We start from the raw sequence: 20525 nt of genomic DNA, 5'->3' as shown, positions 1-20525 counted from the left end.
GGATCTTTGTTTTGTAATCGATTACTTTTCATTTTGAGTTTATTTGTAATCGATTACTTTTTAAAGGTGAGGCAAAAAATGGTGTCGACAACCGAAAGTAGTGGAAAACAGACCGTACAGTACCGGCTGCTGGTGCCGAGACTGTCGTTAATGATGTTCTTACAGTTCTTCATCTGGGGGAGCTGGTCGGTGACGCTGGGGCTGGTGATGACCCAGTACAACATGTCGCTGCTGATTGGCGATGCGTTTTCCGCCGGGCCGATCGCCTCCATCCTGTCGCCGTTTGTACTGGGGATGCTGGTGGATCGCTTCTTTGCGTCGCAAAAAGTGATGGCGGTGATGCATGTGGCGGGGGCGGCGATTCTGTGGTTTGTACCGCAGGCGCTGGTGGCGCAAAACGGGGCATTGCTCATCGGGCTGCTGTTTGGCTATACGCTGTGCTACATGCCAACGCTGGCGCTGACCAACAACATCGCCTTTCATAGCCTGTCAGATAAAGATAAGACCTTCCCGGTTGTGCGCGTGTTCGGCACGATTGGCTGGATCGTGGCCGGTATTTTTATCGGCGTGACGGGGATTTCCGACACCACCGGGATCTTCACGCTTGCCGCGCTCTGCTCTGTGATTCTGGCGCTCTACAGCCTGACGCTGCCGCACACCCCTGCGCCAGCGAAGGGGTTGCCGGTGAAGATACGCGATCTTTTTTGCGCTGATGCGTTTGCATTACTCAAGACCCGCCACTTCTTTGTGTTCTCGCTTTGCGCGACGTTAATCTCCGTGCCGCTGGGGACTTACTACGCCTATACCGCCTCGTTCCTGGCGGATGCTGGCGTGGGCGATGTCAGCACCGCGATGTCATTCGGCCAGATGTCCGAAATCGTCTTTATGCTGGTGATCCCCTTCCTGTTCCGCCGCCTGGGGGTGAAATACATGCTGCTGATCGGGATGTGCGCCTGGTTTGTCCGTTATGCCTTCTTTGCGCTCGGCATCAGCGAAGAGGGGCGCTTCCTGCTCTATCTCGGTATTTTGCTTCATGGGGTGTGCTATGACTTTTTCTTTGTCGTGGGTTTTATCTATACCGACCGCATTGCCGGAGAAAAGGTGAAAGGGCAGGCGCAAAGTATGATCGTCATGTTTACCTATGGCATCGGTATGCTGCTCGGCTCGCAGATCTCCGGCGCGCTGTACAACCGCCTGGTGGCGGGGCAGGCGGTTCCCCAGGCCTGGGTGACGTTCTGGTGGCTCCCGGCAGTGGCCGCTGCGGTGATTGCCGCGATTTTCCTTTTCGCTTTCAAGTATGACGAGAAAGAGCAGGCGTAATTTTCAGGAGGGGTTATGAGAACCATTAAGGGACCGGGTATTTTTCTGGCGCAGTTTATCGGCAGGCAACCCCCGTTTAATACGCTGGAAGGGCTGGCCGGTTGGGCGGCTGGGCTGGGTTATAAGGCCTTGCAGATCCCCTGCAATCATAAAGCGTTGTTTGATGTTGAACAGGCCGCCGTGAGCCAGACCTACTGTGATGATATTCGCGGGATGCTGGCGGATCACGGCCTGGTCATCAGTGAGTTATCGACCCATCTTGAAGGTCAACTGATTGCGGTACACCCGGCCTATGATGAGGCGTTTGCCGGTTTTGCGCCGCCGTCGGTGCGCGGAAACCCGCAGGCGCGACAGGCATGGGCGACGCAGACGTTGCAACAGGCTGCCGCCGCTTCGCAAAAACTGGGGCTGACCGCACATGCCACCTTCTCCGGTTCGCTCGCCTGGCCCTATTTTTACCCCTGGCCGCCGCATAATCGTCAGCGTTTTGACGAGGCGTTCAGCGAACTGGCGCGCCGCTGGCGACCGATTCTCGACTGCTTTGATGAGCATGGCGTGGACGTGTGTTATGAGATTCACCCCAGCGAGGATTTGCACGATGGCGTCACGTTCGAGCGTTTTTTAGCGCTGGTCGACGATCATCCGCGTTGCCATATTCTGTACGATCCCAGCCACCTGCTGTTGCAACAGATGGATTATCTGGGCTTTGTGGATGTGTACCACTCGCGCATTAAAGCGTTTCATGTGAAAGATGCCGAGTATCGCGCCAGCAGCCGTAGCGGCGTATACGGCGGGTATCAACCCTGGATTGAGCGGGCCGGGCGGTTTCGTTCGCCGGGTGACGGACAGGTGGATTTCAAAACGCTGTTCAGCAAGTTCGCCCAATATGATTACCCCGGCTGGGCGGTACTGGAGTGGGAGTGCTGCCTGAAAGAAGCCGCTACCGGCGCGCGTGAGGGCAGTGAATTTATTCGCCGTCATATTATTCCGGTTTCGGAGCATGCGTTTGATGATTTCGCTGCGGGTGATGAGGTACGTAAATGATTCAGGTTGGCATTATCGGAACCGGGTTTATTGGCCCTGCGCATATTGAAGCCTTGCGCCGACCGGGAAACGTATCGGTGGTTGCGCTTTGCGACAGTTCGCTGGAGAAGGCGCAGGAGAAAGCCCGGGCGCTAAACGTTCCGCACGCTTACGGCAGCGTGGAGGCATTACTGGCGCATCCGGGATTGCAGGTGGTACACAACTGCACGCCGAACCATCTTCATGCTGATATCAATCGCCAGGTGTTGCGGGCGGGGTTGTCTGTGTTCTCCGAAAAACCGCTCTGCATGACGCCGGATGAAGCGCGTGAACTGGCCGCGCTGGCGGAGCAGGCGGGGGTGGTGCATGGCGTGAGTTTTGTCTACCGGCAGTTTGCGATGGTGCAGCAGGCCGCCAGCATGGTACGCGCCGGGAGCATTGGGCGGCAGTTTTCCGTGCAGGGCAGTTATTTGCAGGACTGGATGCTGCTGGAAACCGACTATAACTGGCGCGTAGACCCCGCGCTTGGCGGGAGCTCACGCGCGGTGGCGGATATCGGTTCACACTGGTGCGACACGGTGCAGTTTGTTACCGGAAAGCGGATTGTGGAGGTGATGGCGGATCTCGCCACGGTCTGGCCAACGCGTAAGGCCAGCGTGGAAGGGGGCTCGACGTTTACTCAGCCGCTCACGGAGCGCCAGTGGGTAGATAAACCGGTCAGTACGGAAGACAGAGGCGCGGTGCTGGTGCGTTTTGATGACGGCAGCAAAGGCTGTTTCAGCGTTTCACAGGTGAGCGCCGGGCGGAAAAACCAGCTGACATTTGAGATTAACGGCAGTCACTGTTCGCTGGCCTGGGATCAGGAAGTGCCGCAGCAGTTGTGGATCGGCCACCGGCAGCAGGCGAATCAGATCCTGACGGACGACCCCGGATTAATGAACGCGGATGTGGCTGGCAGCGCGCACTTTCCCGGTGGGCATATTGAGGGCTGGCCGGATGCCTTTAAAAACATGATGCAGCAGTTTTATCTTGCGGTGCAGGCAGGAAAAATGCCCGCGCCGGAGGTGTGTCGTTTTGCCTCGTTCGCGGACGGTGCTGACGTGATGTATATCATTGACGCCATTGTGAAAAGCCATCAACACCAGCGGTGGGTGAGCGTGATGCGGTAAACCTTCGCCCGGTTCGCCGGAGGGCGATTTTATGGTAGCCTCAACACAAAGCGCAAACCGCAGGATGTGTCGCCGTTATGTCTATTCAAAAAATCGCCCAGCTCGCCGGTGTGTCGGTGGCGACGGTATCACGCGTGCTCAATAACAGTGATACCGTCAAAGCCAAAAACCGCGAGCGCGTGCTGCAAGCCATCAAGGAAAGTAACTATCAGCCCAACCTGCTGGCGCGCCAGCTTCGCACCGCGCGCAGCTCAATGATTCTGGTGATGGTTTCAAATATTGCGAACCCTTTTTGCGCAGAAGTGGTGAAGGGCATTGAAGAAGAGGCTGAGAAAAACGGGTATCGCATTCTGCTGTGTAATTCAGGATCGGATATGGCGCGTTCAAAATCGGCGCTGAAACTGCTCTCGGGGAAAATTGTCGATGGCATTATCACTATGGACGCGTTTTCAAAATTACCGGAGCTGACCACCATGATCGGCGATGCGCCGTGGGTGCAGTGCGCGGAATACGCCGATAAAGGCGCGGTCTCCTGTGTGGGGATCAATGACGTTGATGCCGCACAGTCGGTCATCTCCCATCTGGTCGAAAAGGGGTATCAGCGGATTGCGCTGATTAACCATGACTTAAGCTATAAATATGCGCGTCTGAGGGAGCGGGGGTATAAGGCGGCGCTTCATGCCTGGTCTCTGGATTATCAGGCGGTAGAGTATGCCAGCGAACTGAGTTCCAGCGCCGGAATGGCGGCGATGGACGTTTTGCTGGCGGCAGAAACGCGCCCGGATGCGGTTTTTGCGGTATCGGATACCCTGGCGGCAGGGGCCATGCGCGCCATTGCTAACGCCGGATTGCGCATCCCGCAGGATATCGCCGTCGTGGGTTTTGACGGTACGGAACTGGCGGAGATGGTCTCCCCGCAGCTGACCACTATCGAGCAGCCTTCCCGCGATATTGGCCGTAAAGCGGTCGGGCTGCTGCTGAACCGGATTGAACACCCGGATGCGTCAACCGAAAGGGTGATGATGGACTGGCGCTATATTTCCCGCGCCAGTACCTGATATTAGCGCTGAAACGCCCCGGACAGCGCGCGAATATCGTTTCCTGTAGGGGACTGGTGAATCCGTAAGCCAAACTCTTCGACCACGGCAAAAATGTGGTCGAAAATATCGGCCTGAATACTTTCATATTCCAGCCACACCACGGTATTGGTAAACGCGTAAATCTCAATGGGTAAACCCTGATCGTCCGGCGCAAGCTGGCGTACCATCATGGTCATATCTTTGCGGATACGCGGATGGTGGCGTAAATATTCATTCAGGTAGGCGCGGAAAGTGCCAATATTGGTCATCCGACGATGATTGAGTACGGATTCCGGCGCAGTCTGCTGTTGGTTCCATTCCTGGATTTCCTGATGACGGGTGGTTAAATAGGGCTTTAACAAATGCGCTTTATATAAACGCTGCTGCTCATCCTCATCAAGAAAATGAATGCTGGTGGCGTCGATACTGATGCTGCGTTTAATTCGGCGACCGCCAGAGGCGGACATGCCGCTCCAGTTTTTGAAAGAGTCCGAAACCAGGGACCAGGTGGGGATGGTGGTAATGGTATTATCCCAGTTGCGCACTTTCACGGTGGTTAAGCCGATATCGATCACCGCGCCGTCCGCGCCGTATTTCGGCATTTCCAGCCAGTCGCCCAGCTTCAACATATCGTTCGCTGAAAGCTGTATACCCGCGACCAGACCGAGAATGGGGTCTTTAAACACCAGCATTAAGACGGCGGCCATCGCGCCGAGACCGCTAATGAGAATAGCCGGAGACTGACCTATCAGCAGGGAGATCATCAGAATACCGATGATAATGGCGCCGATGAGTTTGATGCCCTGGAATATTCCTTTCAGCGGAAGCTGAGACGCCGCCGGGAATTTTTGCGACAGGTTGAGAATAACATCCAGTAACGAAAAGACGGACAACAGGGCATACATCATGATCCACAGTTGTGCGCAGGTGGTTAATATTTCAGCCGCCTCAGTCCCCTTTTGTAGCCAGAGCACAGCCTGAATATTGACGATAATCCCCTGGAGCGTAAACGCCAGGCGGTGAAATAATTTATTCTGGGTAATGATTTGCAGCCACAGGCGTGAACTGGCGCTGGCGCGCTTTTCAAAGGCTCGCAGCACCACCCAATGCAAAATAATATGCACAATGATGGCAGTGAGAAAAATAATGCCAAAAATCATCACCAGCGAAGTGGTGTGATTCATTTCGATCCCGAGTTCTTCTACCTGAGATATTAATTCCTGCATAACGTCTCCTTTATAAACAGCGGTCTATGATGACCGCTGTGCGGATATTATGCAAATTGCACGACGCAGGTTTGCTATTTTGACGTCATACAGGGGCGGGTTGCATTGATATTCAATGCGCGGCGAAACCATAATGTCGCCAGAACCAGACTGATCATCATGGCGGCTTCGACGGCCAGAAAACCGATCACCGACTGCGTATAATCGCCGTGACTATTGTGTTGCAGATGCAAAAATAACGCCCCCAGCACCGCCGGGCCAAGCCCCAATGTGGCTTGCTGCAACGTGCTTAAAATGGCGCTTCCGGCTCCGGCATCCTGCGTGCTGATATCGCGCATGCCGATACGATAAAAGCTGTTCACGATCAGCGCCTGTCCATAACCTATCAGGGCCGTTGCCGGCGCCAGCGCGAAGGTGGATGTTTGCATGCCCGAATGCCAGAAGGTCATCATTAACCCGGCTAAGCCGACTATCTGAATCGCCAGACCCATCAACAGAATACGTCCCATGCTGTAGCGCGCAATCAATCGCGGTGCGTAGCAGGCCGAGATGAAATAGGCCGCGCCGAGGGCGATAAAGCTGTTACCGGATTCCCACGGCGCCATCCCCAGACCCATTTGCAGGGTCAGCGCCATACAGAACATAAAACCTGACCATGCGCTAAAAAACAGCAATGCGATCAGAATGCCGAAGCGGATGCTGGTCAGCCGTAACAGGCGCGGCGGCAGAAGCGGGTGCTGGTGGCGCAGCTCCTGCCGGAGCGCATTTTTACGCATCCACCATCCCAGCGGGAGAATGGCAAATAGCGCCGCCTGAGCCTGCCAGGGCCAGCCGGTTTCTGGCCCCAGCGCCATAGGAAAAAGCAGGCAGCAGAGGATGGCGGCCAGACAGACGGTGCCCAACCAGTCGATGTCGGCGCGGGTTTCGCTGGCCGTTTCGGGAACGTGGCGGCGGCTGAATGCCAGTACCAGAAGGCAGACCGGGACATTAATAAAAAATGCGTTGCGCCAGCCAAGCCCGGCGATATCCGCCGAGACCAGCCAGCCGCCGCCCATTTGACCGACGATAAAGGCAATGCCGCCAATACCGCCATACAAACTGATGGCCTTTGCGTGCGCGCTTCCTTTTAGCGTGACGTGAAGCGTGGCGAGAATTTGCGGCACGATCAACGCCGCGCCAGCCCCCTGCAAAATACGGGCGCCCAGCAGCATGTGAATAGAGTTCGCCAGACCGCAAAACAGGGAGGCGACGCCAAAGAATGCGACTCCCCACATAAACAGGCGGCGGCGACCGTAGTTATCGCCGAGCTTGCTCCCCAGCGCCAGACAGACCGCGAACGTTATCCCATAGAGGGCGACAATTAACTCCAGTTGCGTCGTCGTCGCCTGTAAAGAGCGGGTAATGGACTCCAGGGCGACGTTGGTAATCGATGTATCAATAAGCGGCAGCATTTGGCCTGTCAGCAAGAGCGATAGCCCGGTGCGACTGAGTGAAACGACTGACGTATTCATGGTAACTCCATTGCGTCATTCAACAGATGGACGTAGCATTACTGAAGAATTAAACGGGTACCAGTTCCTGGTTATACTGGTATTGGTACTACCATGCTGGAGGTAATATGACGGTGATGACGCGACGTGAGCCCACGGTGATGCAACCCGCAGACAACCGGAAGCAGCTCGGCGCATTTTTACGCGCCCGGCGGGAAAGCCTCGATCCGCAACGTATGGGGCTGCCGCGCGTCGGTCGGCGGCGAACGCCCGGTCTGCGCCGCGAAGAGGTGGCGATGCTGGCGGAAGTTGGCGTGACCTGGTACACCTGGCTGGAACAGGGGCGGGAGGTGAATCCCTCTGAGTCGGTACTGGTTGGCGTTGCGAATGCGCTGCAATGCAGCCCGCTGGAAACCCGACACCTGTTTGTACTGGCCGGGCTGACGCCGCCGGAATCGACGCAGATCACCGTGTGCGAGGGGATCAGCGCGGGAACCCGTCGTATGCTTGACAGCCTGATGCCGCAGCCAGCCAGCATTCAGAAACCCAATTTTGATATTGTGGCGTGGAATGAGAGTTTTTGTCGGCTGATGGGCGTGGATTTTGCCACGATCCCGGATGACGATCGCAACTGTATTTACCTCTACCTCACCAACGAAACCTGGCGCAGCCGCATAGAAAACCGCGACGTGCTGCCGACGTTTGTCTCTTATTTTCGTGCGGCAATGGCGGAACACCGTGGCGATCCGGGGTGGGAAAATAAACTGGCGCGCTTTTTCGCCGCATCTTCTGAGTTTGAAGCGTTATGGCATCAGCGTTATGAAGTGCGTGGCGTGGAAAACCAGGTGAAGAATTTTCTCCATCCCCGGTTAGGGCGTTTTAGTTTGCAGCAGATGTACTGGTATTCCGCACCGCGTAACGGCTCCCGGTTGTTGGTGTATTTACCGATGGATGAGGCCGGAGAACAGGCGCTGGCGTGGCTGGATAAGCAGTAAAATGCCCGGTGGCGCTACGCTTACCGGGCCTACAACAACGTATGCTCCGTAGGCCGGATAAGGCGATATGCCCGGTGGCGCTACGCTTACCGAGCCTACAATAACGTGTGCTCCGTAGGCCGGATAAGGCGCAGCCGCCATCCGGCATTGCGCCCGGTGGCGCTACGCTTACCGGGCCTACAATAACACGTGCTCCGTAGGCCGGATAAGGCGCAGCCGCCATCCGGCATAACAAGAAATCAGACTTCCGTCAGGGTGGTTTCCTGCGGCAGGCGGGATTTCGGCAGCGCAGCGTTAAAATCTTCTACGCTGTGATGGCCGACAGGCACCACGACCAGGCTGGTATAACCTTTCTCTTTCAGGCCAAATTCAGCGTCAAGAACCGCGGCGTCGAAGCCTTCAATCGGTACGGCGTCCAGACCCATCGCGGCGACGCCCAGCAGGAAGTTGCCAACGTTCAGGTATACCTGTTTCGCCATCCACTGATCGTCATCTTTCAGGTCGCGGCGGTGCAGATCCGCGAAAAAGCGACGGCCTTTGTTATTTGCCGCTTTGGCTTCCGGCGTGGCAAAACGGCCATCGGCATCTTCCTGATCGACAACGCGATCCAGCCAGGCGTCGTCCATTGCGGTTTCTGCGCAAAACACGACGACATGGGAAGCATCCAGCATTTTGCGCTCGTTAAACACGAAATTACCGGCGGCGGATTTCGCAACGCGCGCTTTCCCTTCTTCGGTACTGGCGACGATGAAATGCCACGGCTGAGAGTTGGTGCTGGAAGGGCTATATTGCAGCAATGTTTTGAGTTTTTCCGCTTCGTCTGCGGTCAGTTGTTTGCTGGGATCGAACGCCTTAGTGGAGTAGCGTTTTAAGGCGACAGAAACGATATCCATAAATACTCCTGATGTTTTTTAATACCCTGCGGGTGCGTTTTCGTGCCAGCAGGGTACAGGGTTAGCGCATAAAAGATAAGAGAGAAAAATGCGAAAACACTTATCGATATCAACGATAAATCAGGTGGGGCGCAGACGTTTTTGATCTTTTTTAGCCAGACCATCCACCACCAGATTCCAGGAGTCGCCGATCAGGTCGGCAAGCAGCGACGGCGTGATATCGTCTCCTGCGTAAACGGAAATCCAGTGTTTTTTGTTCATGTGGTAACCGGGTTCAATACTGCGGTAAATCTGCTGATTTAACAGGGATTTCTGTGGATCGGATTTCAGGTTCACAAACCGACGGCCGCGTTGTTCTGAAACGATCATGAATATCTTGCCGCCAACTTTAAAGACATCAAACTCTGGGCCGAACGGCCAGCAGTGTTCGGTGAAAGGCAGTTCGAGCGCGATGCGTTTCGCACAACGGTGCAGCGTCTGGCCGTCCATTATTTTTCCTCGCGGGTGAGGGCGCGCCACATCGCTTCAAAACCCAGCGAGATGTACTCATTTGCGTGGGCCGGATCGCGGGCGGCAAATTCCATCGTGGTTTCCGCCAGGGTGAGGAACAGGGCATCGCCAAAGGCGCGGTATTCGTCAGACATGAAAATGGGCAGAACCGAACGATGGCAGAGATCGCGCAGTTCCGGGAACATATCGTCCGCCAGTTGCTCGGTTTCTTTCGTGATTTTCTCACTAACCGCAAGCTGGCGGATGGTGCGGTGTCCGTTAGTGTTGTTCAGGCCCCAGTTGATGTAGCTGTTCCAGATGAAGTGCGTCATGGTTCTGGTGTCGGTGATTGAACGGTCCAGATTCGCCATCATCGACTGGCAGAGATCCTGCTTCAAATGCAGATAAAGCTCGTTGATTAAGTCATCTTTTGTCGCGAAATAGCGAAACAATGTTCCCTCAGCAACACCTGCGTTGCGAGCAATGACGGCGGTGGAGGCGGCAATGCCGGATTGCGCGATCGCTTTTGTTGCGGCTTCCAGTAACGCCAGTTTTTTGTCTTCACTCTTCGGACGAGCCACTACACTTTACCCTTAATGATGTAAAAAACACGATTGAAACACGCTCTTTGCAGCGCCGCAACGGTGAATGTCAAAGATTGAAAATCATCTTGACGAGATTCCTTCGCTTTCTATAATGAGTGCTTACTCACTCATAATCAAGTGACAGTCGCGCAAACCAGCGGAAAGGGGCGCGTTTTCGGATCAGGATATGAAGCGTCTCACAATTTGTGTGGTTGTTATTATGCTTATTGCTTCTACAGCGAGTCTGCCGTTTGTCCTTAACGCCGGGTTTGGTCAGGTGCCGCAGGGCGCTCAACTGAGCCTGGTGGAACAGTCTCCACACTATCGTGATGGACAGTTTCATAATCAATTACCCACTCCCGGTTACACCGGGGATAAGGGGATGCTCGCCGCATGGTGGGAGTTTCTGGTCGCTAAACGTGAAAATGCGCGGCCTGCCCAGCCGTTGCCGCTGGTAAACACCGATCTCGCCAGCGTACCGCGCGATCGGGACACGCTCATCTGGCTGGGCCATTCCTCCTGGTATCTGCAACTGGCGGGAAAACGCATTCTGATCGACCCGGTATTCAGCAGCTATGCCGCGCCGTTTTCGTTTCTGAATAAAGCCTTTGCCGGAGACTACCCCTGGACGGCGCAAAATATGCCGGAGATCGACCTGCTGATCATCTCGCACGATCACTATGACCATCTGGACTACGCCACCATCAAAGCGCTGATGCCGAAGATTAAGCGGGTCATTACGCCGCTGGGTGTGGGATCGCATTTGCGCTACTGGGGCATGAATGGCGGGATTATCGACGAGCGCGACTGGAACCAGTCCGTCAGGATCGATGACGCGCTGCTGATCCACGTCCTGCCCGCGCGCCATTTTTCTGGTCGGGGGCTCAAACGTAACCAGACGCTGTGGGCGAGTTTTATGTTTGAGACGCCTGAACAGAAGGTTTATTACAGCGGGGATTCCGGTTACGGGCCGCATTTTAAGGCGATTGGAGAACAGTTCGGCTCAGTCGATCTGGCCATCATGGAAAACGGTCAGTACGACCGGGACTGGCGATACATTCACATGATGCCGGAAGAGACCGCGCAGGCGGCGCAGGACCTGCGCGCAAAAGCGATTTTACCCGGTCATGCCGGGCGTTTTGTCCTGGCGAAACACAGTTGGGACGATCCGTATAAACGTCTGGCGCTGGCGAGTCGTCATAAACGCTACCGCCTGCTGACGCCGACGCTGGGAGAACCGGTGATGTTGGCCGATCCGACCCAGCAGTTTACGGCCTGGTGGGAATAAGCGACCATTTTTCGGAGGGGGAGAGCACGATGACCATTTCCGCTCAGGTAATCGACACTATTGTCGAGTGGATTGATGATAATTTAAATCAACCGTTGCGCATTGATGATATTGCCCGCCACGCCGGGTACTCCAAATGGCATCTGCAACGCCTGTTTATGCAGTACAAAGGGGAGAGTCTGGGGCGCTATATCCGGGAGCGTAAGCTGCGGCTGGCGGCGCGTGATTTACGCGATACCGACCAAAGGGTGTATGACATCTGCCTGAAGTACGGTTTTGATTCGCAGCAGACCTTTACGCGGATCTTCACCCGAACCTTTAATCAGCCGCCGGGTGCCTACCGTAAAGAGAATCACAGCCGTACGCACTGAGTTTCCCCGGCAGCGCCTGGCTGCCGGGAATCTTTCTTACCAGGAATAGCTCACTGTTGCCGTAACCGTACGACCTACGCCATAGAAGCAGGCGGTGTCGCTGGCGCAAGAGGCTACGTATTTCGTATCGGCGATATTATTGACATTAAACTGTACGGCTGCGCCTTTCAGGCTGCTGTTCAGTTCTCCCAGTTCGTAGCTCACCATCGCGTCATACAGATCCACCGCCGGCACTTTAAAGGTGTTTTTCGCATCGCCGTAGCTGGTGCCGATGTAGCGCACGCCCACGCCGGTCGTCAGGCTTTTCAGCGGGCCGCCGGGGAAGGTATAACTGGCGAAGGCGGAAGCCATGTGAGCAGGAATACGGGCAGGGGTTTTCCCTTCCGTACCCGCTACCGTGGTGTTGACGGTTTCCGCATCCGTGTAGGTATACGAGCCAATCAGGTTGACGCTATCCCACAGTGAAGAGTGAATTTCCGCTTCCACGCCTTTGGAACGCACTTCCCCTGCGTTTTCGAACCAGCCCAGCGTGCTGTTGTAAGTGGACACATTGCTCTGTTTGAGATCGTATAACGCCAGCGACATCAGCGTGTTATCCACCGGCTGATACTTCACGCCCACTTCGGTTTGTTTACCGGTAGTGGGTTTAAACGGCGCGCTGCCCGGCGCGCGGTTGGTTTGCAGATTAGGCTCATACGAGGTGCTGTAGCTGATGTACGGCGAGAGGCCGAAATCAAAGGCATACAGCAAGCCGGTACGCCAGGTGAACTTGTTGTCGTTCTGCTGCGTTTTCTCACTGTTGATGTAATCGGTGGTGCGAACTTCCGTCCAGTCATAGCGCCCGGAGAGCAGCAGCTCCCAGTTGTTCCAGCTCATCTGATCCTGCAAATAGAGGCCCATCTGATCGAGGTTCTGCTGTTCGTGGCTGGCGGTGCTGAAGGTGCTTTCATCGACGTTTACGCCATAAACCGGGTGCGTCCAGTCCATATCGTACTGCGAGCCGGAACCGCGCATTAACAGTTGCTTGTCGTTGCTGGACTTGTAATCCAGCCCGCCGAGCAGCGTATGGTTCATCTGCGCGGTCGCAAACTGTGCTTCCAGTTGGTTATCAATGCCAAACTCATTGGTCGTGCGCTCCTCATGCTGGGCGCGACGGCTGAGCAGCGTGCTTTCCGGTTTGCTGTTGAAGTAAACCAGATAGCGGTATTTTTGCTTGATGCTGGCATAGCGGGCGTTCTGGCGGAAGGTCATCATGTCGTTGAACTGATGTTCAAACTCATAACCCACCATCGTCTGCTCACGCCACGACTGATCGTAATCAGGATCGCTGACGTTAAAATCGAGCGGAATATATTTTCCGTTAGCGCTGGTGACGGTGCCGTAAGCAGGCAGGAAGTTACGGTAGCCCGCATCGGGATCTTTCTGGTAGCTGGTCAGCAGCGTGAAACGGGTCTGATCGTTTGGATACCAGGTGATAGCCGGAGCAATCGCGACGCGCGAATCTTTATAGTCTTCAACCTGGTTATGCTGAGTGCGGGCGATCCCGTTCAGGCGATACAGTACCCGGCCGTCATCGCTCAGCGGGCCGCCGAAATCAAATGCGCCTTCCGCCAGATCGCGATTACCGGTGCTGAACTGAACCTTATGAATCGGTTCGCTGGTGGGGCGTTTGCTGGTCATGCTGATAAGCCCGCCGGGGTTCACCTGGCCAAACAGAACCGAAGCCGGGCCGCGTACCAGCTCTACCCGCTCCAGCAGCCACGGATCAACGGTGCCGGTTTGCGATGACGCCGTTGCGCCAAAGCTCAGACCATCAAGGAATTTAGGAACGTAGCTGAAGCCGCGTACAAACACTTCATCGTTACGGTTGGATGAGCCGCGATACTCCGTAAATGCCCCGGCGGTGTAGCGCAGCGCCTGGGAGACGGAGGTGGCGTCCAGCGCGTCCATCTGGTCGCGGGTAACGACGGAGACGGACTGCGGCGTTTTTACCAGCTCCGCGGAGGTTTTGGTTGCCGACAGGGTTTTGGTCGCCACCATTCCCTTCACCGGCGCAGTGGGTTCCTGGCTGACGCCTTGCGTCACCAGAATGGTCTCCTCCTGCGTTTTGGCAAACGTCGTCGTACTGACGGTCGCCAGACTGAGAACCCAGAGCTGCATTATCTTGTTATTTTTAAATATCATTTAGCATCCTTTTCTATGCCATACCTGAAATTGTCCGGTCGTCCTGTCAGACAAATGCCGGACTGCCATCCTCATTAAACGTGACAGATGTTATTGCAAATCATTACCATTTGCATTAGCGTTGTTAACAAATTTCATCAGGAAAGCACCGTTAATGAAGATGGCATGGAGTGGTTTGGTGGTTGGGCTGGGGACGATGTCGGCTCAGGCGATGCCGTGTTCGACGCCCTCCGTTCAGGGAGAGCAGCAGGGGAAATTTGATGCCAGCGGCGAGATCTGCTTTGTGCTTCCCGCGCTGAGTGAAAATTATGTTTCGGCCACCCTGTCGGGGATTACCGATGCTCGTTTGCTGGACGGCCAGAACCGTCGCATCCGTACTTTACTGGAAGGCGGCCCGGCCGATGGCGAGCATCAGCTGTTGTTTTCTTTGCCGGTACAACAGGCCACCTCGCTGGTGTTGCACGGTAATGAGGGCGCTCGCTGGCGGTTTACATGGCAGATGAAAGAGACCACACCGCTGCCGAAAATACAGCGCGTCGCTCCCGTCAGCCCAACCTTGCAGCAACTGGAAAAAGCGCTGGCGGCAGGCGCCGGAACCGCCCATTTCTGGCAGGATCTACAGCGCAACGGCACGCCGCTGGTGGAGCCGGTTGACGACAGCCATAAGCGGGTTACGTTTCTGTGGCGCGGTGCGAAGCAGAACGTTTTTATTCTCGGTTCTCCGGCAGGCGATCACGATCCTCTGTTCCGCCTGGGCGATTCCGACGTCTGGTTCCGCAGCTATGTGGTGCCTGCGGATACGGTAATGCAGTACAAACTGGCGCCGGATGTTCCGTTGGTGAACGGTTCGCCGCGCGATCAGCGGCGGGCGATTCTGGTCAGCGCGCAGAGAGATCCGCTTAACCCGCTGACGCTTGGCGAGAAGTATGCCGATCGCTGGAATCAGTTTTCCCTTCTCGATCTGAGTCCCGCGCGCTTTTGCTCTGCGCAAGCTACCGCGCAGCCTGTTCGTTACGGTTCGCTTACGCGCAAAACATTGTTCAGCGAACGTCTGGGCAACAGTCGTGAAATTGCGATTTATCGCCCACACAGCGCGCAACCGGCACGCTGGACGCTGATGCTGTTTGACGGCAAAACGTATCTTGATGATTACCATATCGATCGCGTGCTGGATGGGCTGATCGCGCGCCATCAACTGCCGCCGATAAACGTGGTGTTTATTGATACGCTCGATCACGCCAGACGGGCGAAAGAGTTGCCGCCGAACCCTGATTTTGCCGACTTTATGGCGCATGAATTATTGCCCTGGCTGCGTCAGCAGGGGGTGACTACGCAACGACAAAAAACGGTGCTGGCGGGCTCCAGCTATGGCGGGCTGGCGTCATCCTGGGTCGCGTTGCGCTATCCGCGTCTGTTCGGCAACGTGCTGAGTTTATCCGGTTCGTACTGGTGGGCGCCAAAAGACGAGGAGGCCAGCTGGCTGACGCGTCAGTACCAGAATTCGCCGCGTTATCCTGTCCGCTTCTGGTTGCAGGCTGGCCGCTTTGAAACCAAAGGCCCGGACGGCGGTATTTATCGCAACACGCTGGAATTTGCGCAGGTACTACGTGAAAAAGGCTATCCGGTGAGTTTTCATCCGTGGTCAAGCGGACACGATTACGCCGCGTGGTGTGAAGCGCTGGTTCACGGTATGCGGGATTTCACCGGCTTAGTCAGCCAGCGAAAACCAGCGACGCCAGATAAAGCGGATCACGAAATATTCGAGAGCGCCAAGCGTTAAAAACCACAGGCAAAACAGCAGGGTGTAAAGCTGGTTGAGATCCATTAAATGGAAGGTCGCAACCAGCTTTTGCGCCAGCACCATGCCAGGCGAGGGCACTGGCAGCAGCAGGCAGGAGAGAAAAGCCATCAGCAGGATGCCAGCAGCGGTCATCAACGATTCAAGCGGGTGTTTCATGGCATTGTTAAACTTGAGTTAAAAAGCCATTGTCCGGGATATCGCCGGCTAACGCAAATCGTCGCCTACTGACCCGCCCAGATCTCGCAATGTTTTTTCACCAGCCCAATTAGTGAGCCGCCATCCGTCACAAACTCCCGCATCTGCCGCGCTTCATTCAGCCCGTTTTTCACCTGTAGGCGCAGAGCGTTAATGGCGCTGGCGGCGCCGACGTTATCTGCGGAGGAGGCGACATTCTCCAGCAGGCGCAGCGTGTCATCAGACAGCAGGTGATGGTCGCCGGTGTGGACATCGGTCAATGTTCCCTCCAGACCATACCGACAGGCCTGAAAGCGGTTGAATTTGTACAGCAGATAATCCCGCTCCTGATGCCTGAACGGGCGCTCGGTCAGCAGCCAGTGGGCCGTCGCCTGAATCAGCCCCGCGATATTGACCGCATGAGCAAGGGTCAGAGGCGTATCCATTACCCGAACTTCTACCGTGCCGAAGTGAGGGCTGGGACGGATATCCCAGTGCAGATCTTTGATGCTGTCGATCATGCTGGTGTACGCGAGGCGGCGGAACAGCCCTTCACATTCCTGCCAGTTGCTGGCCCACGGCATCGGGCCGTTATCAGGAAAGCTTGAGAAGATATTCAGCCGGGCGCTGGAAAAATGGGTATCTGACCCTTGCATATACGGCGATGCCGCCGCCAGCGCAATAAAGTGAGGAACAAAGCGCGACAGACCATGCAGGAGGTAGATAGCGTCATCACCGTTCGCGCATCCAATATGGACGTGCTGACCAAATACCGTCGCCTGCTGAATCAGATAACCGAAGTTTTCCAGCGTACGCTGGTAGCGCGCATTGTCGCACACCTCCTGGCGCTGCCACTTTTGAAAAGGGTGCGTACCCCCGCCGCAGATTTCAAGATGGTGGTCTGCGGCAGCCTGCAAAATCACCTGCTGCATGGCGGAGAACTGCGCCGCCGCCTGGTCAATGTTGCGGCAGACTCCCGTCGCCATCTCAAGCATGCTTTCGGTGATATCGTGCTTCACTTCTCCGGCGGTGAGCTGGGATTTGACGGCGTCAATCAGGGTGGAAGAGTCCTGGCTTAAATCGTAACCCGGCGGATTGACCACCTGCATTTCCAGTTCAATTCCCAGCGTAAACGGTTCGGAAACGTGAAAATCGGGTAGCGGCATAACGTTCTCTTTTGTCAGGGCGTTGCGTTGAGTATAGATGTCAGGGAGGAGGAGGGGGGCGTGGTCTTTTCCCGCTCAGCAGCAGAGCGGGAAAAAGAGGCGGGATTAACGCAGCGGCGGCTGACGCACGGGCGCATCACCTGCGACGTAATAGCTCGCGGTGCTCTTTGCCAGCGGTTCGCGGCCACGAATCGCATCGGCCATCTTCTCGCCGATCATAATAGTGGTGGCGTTCAGGTTGCCGGTGATAATTTGCGGCATAATGGAGGCGTCCACCACGCGCAGATTTTCCACGCCGTGAACCCGGCCTTCGCCGTCGACTACCGCCATTTCGTCGTAACCCATCTTGCAGGTGCCGCAAGGATGAAACGCGGTCTCCGCGTGGTCGCGCACAAACGCATCCAGCTGTTCGTCGGTCTGGCACGTAATGCCGGGGCTGATTTCGCGTCCACGGTATTTGTCCAGCGCAGGCTGGTTGATGATTTCACGCGTGATGCGTATGGCATCGCGGAACTCCTGCCAGTCCTGCCCGGTAGACATATAGTTAAACAGAATGGCCGGATGCTCGCGCGGATCGCGCGATTTAATGTGCACATGTCCACGGCTGGGTGAGCGCATTGAACCGACATGGCACTGAAAACCGTGCTCTTTCACCGCATTCGAGCCGTTGTAATTAATCGCCACCGGCAGGAAGTGATACTGAATATTCGGCCAGCTAAACGCTTCGCTGCTGCGGATAAATCCACCTGCCTCAAAATGGTTGCTGGCGCCCACGCCGGTGCCGCCAAATAACCACTCAGCGCCAATTTTCGGCTGGTTCCACCATTGCAACGCCGGGTAGAGAGAGACGGGTTCTTTGCACTCATACTGTAGATACATCTCCAGATGGTCCTGCAAGTTTTCACCCACGCCCGGCAGGTGGTGCACCAGCGGAATATCAAACGCTTTCAGTAGCGATGCGTCACCCACGCCGGAGCGTTGCAGGATTTGCGGCGACGCAATGGCGCCCGCGCACAGCAACACCTCTTTACGCGCCATCGCCCGGGTCGGGATGGTGCTGTCGCCTTCCAGCCACTCAACGCCTGACGCTTTTTTACCTTCGAATAGAATATGGTCGGTCAGCGCATGGGTGATGATGGTCAGATTCGGCCGACCTTTGGCCTGATCGAGATACCCGCGTGCCGTACTGGCGCGTCGTCCTTGCGGCGTCACGGTTCTGTCCATCGGCCCAAACCCCTCCTGCTGATAGCCGTTGAGGTCGTCGGTACGTGGATATCCCGCCTGGACGCCTGCTTCTATCATCGCATGGAACAGTGGGTTGTTATTGTGCTTTGGCGTGGCGACGCTTACCGGGCCGTCGCCGCCGTGGTAGTCGTTGGGGCCGATATCACGGGTTTCCGCCTTGCGGTAATAGGGCAGGCAGTTGAGGTAACTCCAGTGTTCGAGGCCTGGCTCCTGCGCCCAGTTGTCGAGATCCATCGCGTTGCCGCGAATGTAACACATGCCGTTAATCAGCGATGAGCCGCCCAGCCCTTTACCACGGCCGCACTCCATGCGGCGGTAGTTCATATGCGGCTCCGGTTCGGTCTCATACGCCCAGTTATAACGTTTACCCTGTAGCGGAAACGCCAACGCAGCAGGCATCTGGGTGCGGAAATCCGCACGGTAGTCCGGGCCGCCCGCTTCCAGCAGCAACACGGTGGTGTCGCTGTCTTCGGTCAGCCGTGTTGCCAGTACGTTGCCCGCCGAACCGGCGCCAATAATGATGTAGTCAAAATGCAAACAAACCTCCTGGTTAAAATATGGATTGAAACTGACCCATCTCAACCTGGATGGACTTCACCTGGGTGTAGCTTTGCAGCGTCATGATGCCGTTCTCGCGACCAATACCGGAATGCTTATAGCCGCCGACCGGCATTTCAGCAGGAGATTCCCCCCAGGTATTGATCCAGCAGATTCCCGCTTCAAGCTGGTGGATTGCGCGATGAGCGCGGTTGAGATCGGCTGTCACTACCCCGGCGGCCAGTCCGTAATCGGTGTTATTGGCGCGGCGGATCGCCTCTTCTTCGTTTTCGTAGGTCAGAATGGACATCACCGGGCCGAAAATTTCTTCGCGTACGATGGTCATCTCATCCCGGCAGTCGGTGAATACGGTGGGGGCGACCCAGGCGCCGTTATCAAACGCTTCGCCTTTTAATACGTCGCCGCCGCAAAGCAGCGTTGCGCCTTCCGCTTTTCCGCTGGCGATATAGCGCAGAACGTTGTCGCGATGGGGGAAGCTCACCAGTGGGCCAAAATTGGTTGCCGGGTCAGACAGATCGCCTGCGCGAATGCGGTTTACGCGCGCCAGAATTTTTTGCTCGAAGGCGCTTTTCATGTGCGCCGGAATGAATACGCGCGTGCCGTTGGTGCAGACCTGGCCGGAGCTGAAGAAGTTCGCCATCATGGCGATATCCGCCGCGAGGTCGGGGTTCGCGTCGTCAAAGATAATCAGCGGTGATTTGCCGCCCAGCTCCATCGTCACCTCTTTCAGCGATGAAGCCGCTGAATTGGCCATCACTTTCTTGCCGCTGGCGACGCCGCCGGTGAAGGAGATTTTGGCGATATCAGGATGTTCCGTCAGGAACTGCCCTATTTCCGCGCCGGTGCCTGGCAGCACGTTGAACACGCCGTCCGGGAGACCGGCTTCGCTGTAGATTTCCGCCAGTTTTAACGCGGTTAGCGGCGTGACTTCACTGGGTTTGAAGATCATGGCATTGCCTGCCGCCAGCGCCGGAGCGGATTTCCACAGGGCGATTTGAATGGGGTAGTTCCATGCGCCGATCCCGGCCACCACGCCCAGCGGCTCGCGACGGGTGTAGACGAATGACGTCTCGCGTAGCGGGATCTGGCTGCCTTCCAGGGCAGGGATCAGCCCGGCGTAATACTCAAGCACGTCTGCGCCGGTGGCGATGTCCACGCTGGCGGTTTCGCTCAGTGGTTTACCGGTATCGAGCGTTTCCAGTTGCGCCAGCTCGTCATTGCGTTCACGCAGAATATCAACTGCCCGACGCAGGATTCGCGAGCGCGCCATTGCGCTCATCGCGGCCCACATTTTTTGCCCACGCTGCGCGCTTTTCACGGCGCGATCGACATCGTCGCGGCCTGCGGCCTGTACGGTAGCCAGTACCTCGCCGTTAGCGGGATTGATCGTCTCAAAGGTGCGACCGCTGGTGGCGGCAGTATATGCGCCGTCAATATAAAGCTGTTGTTCTGCCATTCGGGGCATGGGTT

Annotated in this window: 18 protein-coding genes; 8 read left to right on the top strand and 10 right to left on the bottom strand. The window is 56.1% G+C overall.

Features of this window, described 5'->3' with window-relative positions; all coding sequences use genetic code 11:
* Positions 1-78 precede the first annotated feature (78 nt).
* The 4 genes from OGV67_RS21840 to OGV67_RS21825 all read left to right on the top strand — a co-directional run bounded on the left by OGV67_RS21840 (position 79) and on the right by OGV67_RS21825 (position 4570).
* Complete coding sequence (locus OGV67_RS21840; RefSeq protein ID WP_049010302.1) at positions 79-1320, top strand: MFS transporter; 1242 nt, start codon at positions 79-81, stop codon at positions 1318-1320.
* Positions 1321-1335: 15 nt separating this feature from the next.
* Positions 1336-2364, top strand: a complete 1029-nt coding sequence (locus OGV67_RS21835; protein ID WP_049010298.1) for a sugar phosphate isomerase/epimerase family protein — start codon at positions 1336-1338, stop codon at positions 2362-2364.
* Entirely contained in the window at positions 2361-3512 is a 1152-nt protein-coding gene (locus tag OGV67_RS21830; protein ID WP_115614987.1) for a Gfo/Idh/MocA family protein, read from the top strand. The genes OGV67_RS21835 and OGV67_RS21830 overlap by 4 nt, the downstream gene beginning before the upstream one ends.
* A 77-nt stretch (positions 3513-3589) precedes the next feature.
* Positions 3590-4570, top strand: coding sequence for a LacI family DNA-binding transcriptional regulator (locus OGV67_RS21825; protein ID WP_071259815.1), 981 nt, complete (start codon positions 3590-3592; stop codon positions 4568-4570).
* 2 nt (positions 4571-4572) lie between these two features.
* Here the strand turns inward: OGV67_RS21825 and OGV67_RS21820 are convergent, their stop codons facing one another.
* Together OGV67_RS21820 and OGV67_RS21815 are read right to left on the bottom strand one after the other, a co-directional pair.
* Positions 4573-5817 carry a mechanosensitive ion channel family protein gene (locus OGV67_RS21820; RefSeq protein WP_012133427.1) on the bottom strand — a complete coding sequence of 415 codons (1245 nt, stop codon included), beginning with the start codon at positions 5815-5817 and terminating at the stop codon, positions 4573-4575.
* A gap of 74 nt (positions 5818-5891) precedes the next feature.
* A complete protein-coding gene (locus OGV67_RS21815) occupies positions 5892-7328 on the bottom strand; it encodes an MFS transporter (RefSeq protein WP_200003501.1) in 1437 nt (478 codons plus the stop codon).
* A gap of 107 nt (positions 7329-7435) precedes the next feature.
* On the opposite strand from OGV67_RS21815, the gene OGV67_RS21810 reads away from it, so the two are divergent.
* Entirely contained in the window at positions 7436-8302 is an 867-nt protein-coding gene (locus OGV67_RS21810; protein ID WP_049010291.1) for a helix-turn-helix transcriptional regulator, read from the top strand.
* Between the two features lie 239 nt (positions 8303-8541).
* On the opposite strand, the gene nfsB is transcribed toward OGV67_RS21810, so the two are convergent.
* From nfsB to OGV67_RS21795, 3 genes are all read right to left on the bottom strand, one after another.
* Positions 8542-9195: an oxygen-insensitive NAD(P)H nitroreductase gene (gene nfsB, locus OGV67_RS21805; protein ID WP_286466077.1), complete on the bottom strand. Its 654-nt coding sequence runs from the start codon at positions 9193-9195 to the stop codon at positions 8542-8544.
* Positions 9196-9315: 120 nt separating this feature from the next.
* Positions 9316-9684, bottom strand: coding sequence for an MmcQ/YjbR family DNA-binding protein (locus OGV67_RS21800; RefSeq protein WP_058668738.1), 369 nt, complete (start codon positions 9682-9684; stop codon positions 9316-9318).
* Positions 9684-10265 carry a TetR/AcrR family transcriptional regulator gene (locus tag OGV67_RS21795; RefSeq protein WP_012133421.1) on the bottom strand — a complete coding sequence of 194 codons (582 nt, stop codon included), beginning with the start codon at positions 10263-10265 and terminating at the stop codon, positions 9684-9686. Before OGV67_RS21795 ends, OGV67_RS21800 begins: the two co-directional genes overlap by 1 nt.
* A 190-nt stretch (positions 10266-10455) precedes the next feature.
* Between OGV67_RS21795 and OGV67_RS21790 the strand changes: the two genes are divergently transcribed.
* Both OGV67_RS21790 and OGV67_RS21785 read left to right on the top strand, forming a co-directional pair.
* Positions 10456-11556: an MBL fold metallo-hydrolase gene (locus OGV67_RS21790; RefSeq protein ID WP_012133420.1), complete on the top strand. Its 1101-nt coding sequence runs from the start codon at positions 10456-10458 to the stop codon at positions 11554-11556.
* Between the two features lie 29 nt (positions 11557-11585).
* Positions 11586-11927, top strand: coding sequence for a RamA family antibiotic efflux transcriptional regulator (locus tag OGV67_RS21785; RefSeq protein WP_024130566.1), 342 nt, complete (start codon positions 11586-11588; stop codon positions 11925-11927).
* Between the two features lie 36 nt (positions 11928-11963).
* Here OGV67_RS21785 and OGV67_RS21780 read toward each other — a convergent pair whose 3' ends face one another.
* A complete protein-coding gene (locus OGV67_RS21780; protein ID WP_114847776.1) occupies positions 11964-14108 on the bottom strand; it encodes a TonB-dependent siderophore receptor in 2145 nt (714 codons plus the stop codon).
* Positions 14109-14265: 157 nt separating this feature from the next.
* On the opposite strand from OGV67_RS21780, the gene OGV67_RS21775 reads away from it, so the two are divergent.
* Complete coding sequence (locus tag OGV67_RS21775) at positions 14266-15891, top strand: alpha/beta hydrolase-fold protein (RefSeq protein WP_115614984.1); 1626 nt, start codon at positions 14266-14268, stop codon at positions 15889-15891.
* Here OGV67_RS21775 and OGV67_RS21770 read toward each other — a convergent pair.
* The 4 genes from OGV67_RS21770 to betB form a co-directional block, all read right to left on the bottom strand.
* Positions 15820-16068, bottom strand: a complete 249-nt coding sequence (locus OGV67_RS21770; RefSeq protein WP_012133415.1) for a DUF1158 domain-containing protein — start codon at positions 16066-16068, stop codon at positions 15820-15822. The genes OGV67_RS21775 and OGV67_RS21770 overlap by 72 nt on opposite strands.
* A 65-nt stretch (positions 16069-16133) precedes the next feature.
* A complete protein-coding gene (locus tag OGV67_RS21765; RefSeq protein ID WP_115614983.1) occupies positions 16134-17252 on the bottom strand; it encodes a YbdK family carboxylate-amine ligase in 1119 nt (372 codons plus the stop codon).
* Positions 17253-17357: 105 nt separating this feature from the next.
* Entirely contained in the window at positions 17358-19034 is a 1677-nt protein-coding gene (gene betA / locus OGV67_RS21760) for a choline dehydrogenase (RefSeq protein ID WP_012133412.1), read from the bottom strand.
* A gap of 13 nt (positions 19035-19047) precedes the next feature.
* Positions 19048-20520 (bottom strand): betaine-aldehyde dehydrogenase, encoded by a 1473-nt coding sequence (gene betB / locus OGV67_RS21755; RefSeq protein ID WP_286466070.1) that lies wholly within the window; start codon positions 20518-20520, stop codon positions 19048-19050.
* Positions 20521-20525: the final 5 nt, after the last annotated feature.

The sequence above is a fragment of the Citrobacter sp. CK188 genome (assembly GCF_030333525.1).
Taxonomy (GTDB): domain Bacteria; phylum Pseudomonadota; class Gammaproteobacteria; order Enterobacterales; family Enterobacteriaceae; genus Citrobacter_B; species Citrobacter_B koseri.
This window is presented reverse-complemented; position numbering and strand designations above follow the sequence as displayed.

What these genes read in the sequence shown, in the direction of transcription:
- OGV67_RS21840 (WP_049010302.1), top strand. Translation starts at nt 79, where the DNA reads ATGGTGTCGACAACCGAAAGTAGTGGAAAACAGACCGTACAGTACCGG.
- OGV67_RS21835 (WP_049010298.1), top strand. Translation starts at nt 1,336, where the DNA reads ATGAGAACCATTAAGGGACCGGGTATTTTTCTGGCGCAGTTTATCGGC.
- OGV67_RS21830 (WP_115614987.1), top strand. Translation starts at nt 2,361, where the DNA reads ATGATTCAGGTTGGCATTATCGGAACCGGGTTTATTGGCCCTGCGCAT.
- OGV67_RS21825 (WP_071259815.1), top strand. Translation starts at nt 3,590, where the DNA reads ATGTCTATTCAAAAAATCGCCCAGCTCGCCGGTGTGTCGGTGGCGACG.
- OGV67_RS21820 (WP_012133427.1), bottom strand. Translation starts at nt 5,817, where the DNA reads ATGCAGGAATTAATATCTCAGGTAGAAGAACTCGGGATCGAAATGAAT.
- OGV67_RS21815 (WP_200003501.1), bottom strand. Translation starts at nt 7,328, where the DNA reads ATGAATACGTCAGTCGTTTCACTCAGTCGCACCGGGCTATCGCTCTTG.
- OGV67_RS21810 (WP_049010291.1), top strand. Translation starts at nt 7,436, where the DNA reads ATGACGGTGATGACGCGACGTGAGCCCACGGTGATGCAACCCGCAGAC.
- nfsB (WP_286466077.1), bottom strand. Translation starts at nt 9,195, where the DNA reads ATGGATATCGTTTCTGTCGCCTTAAAACGCTACTCCACTAAGGCGTTC.
- OGV67_RS21800 (WP_058668738.1), bottom strand. Translation starts at nt 9,684, where the DNA reads ATGGACGGCCAGACGCTGCACCGTTGTGCGAAACGCATCGCGCTCGAA.
- OGV67_RS21790 (WP_012133420.1), top strand. Translation starts at nt 10,456, where the DNA reads ATGAAGCGTCTCACAATTTGTGTGGTTGTTATTATGCTTATTGCTTCT.
- OGV67_RS21785 (WP_024130566.1), top strand. Translation starts at nt 11,586, where the DNA reads ATGACCATTTCCGCTCAGGTAATCGACACTATTGTCGAGTGGATTGAT.
- OGV67_RS21775 (WP_115614984.1), top strand. Translation starts at nt 14,266, where the DNA reads ATGAAGATGGCATGGAGTGGTTTGGTGGTTGGGCTGGGGACGATGTCG.
- OGV67_RS21770 (WP_012133415.1), bottom strand. Translation starts at nt 16,068, where the DNA reads ATGAAACACCCGCTTGAATCGTTGATGACCGCTGCTGGCATCCTGCTG.
- OGV67_RS21765 (WP_115614983.1), bottom strand. Translation starts at nt 17,252, where the DNA reads ATGCCGCTACCCGATTTTCACGTTTCCGAACCGTTTACGCTGGGAATT.
- betB (WP_286466070.1), bottom strand. Translation starts at nt 20,520, where the DNA reads ATGCCCCGAATGGCAGAACAACAGCTTTATATTGACGGCGCATATACT.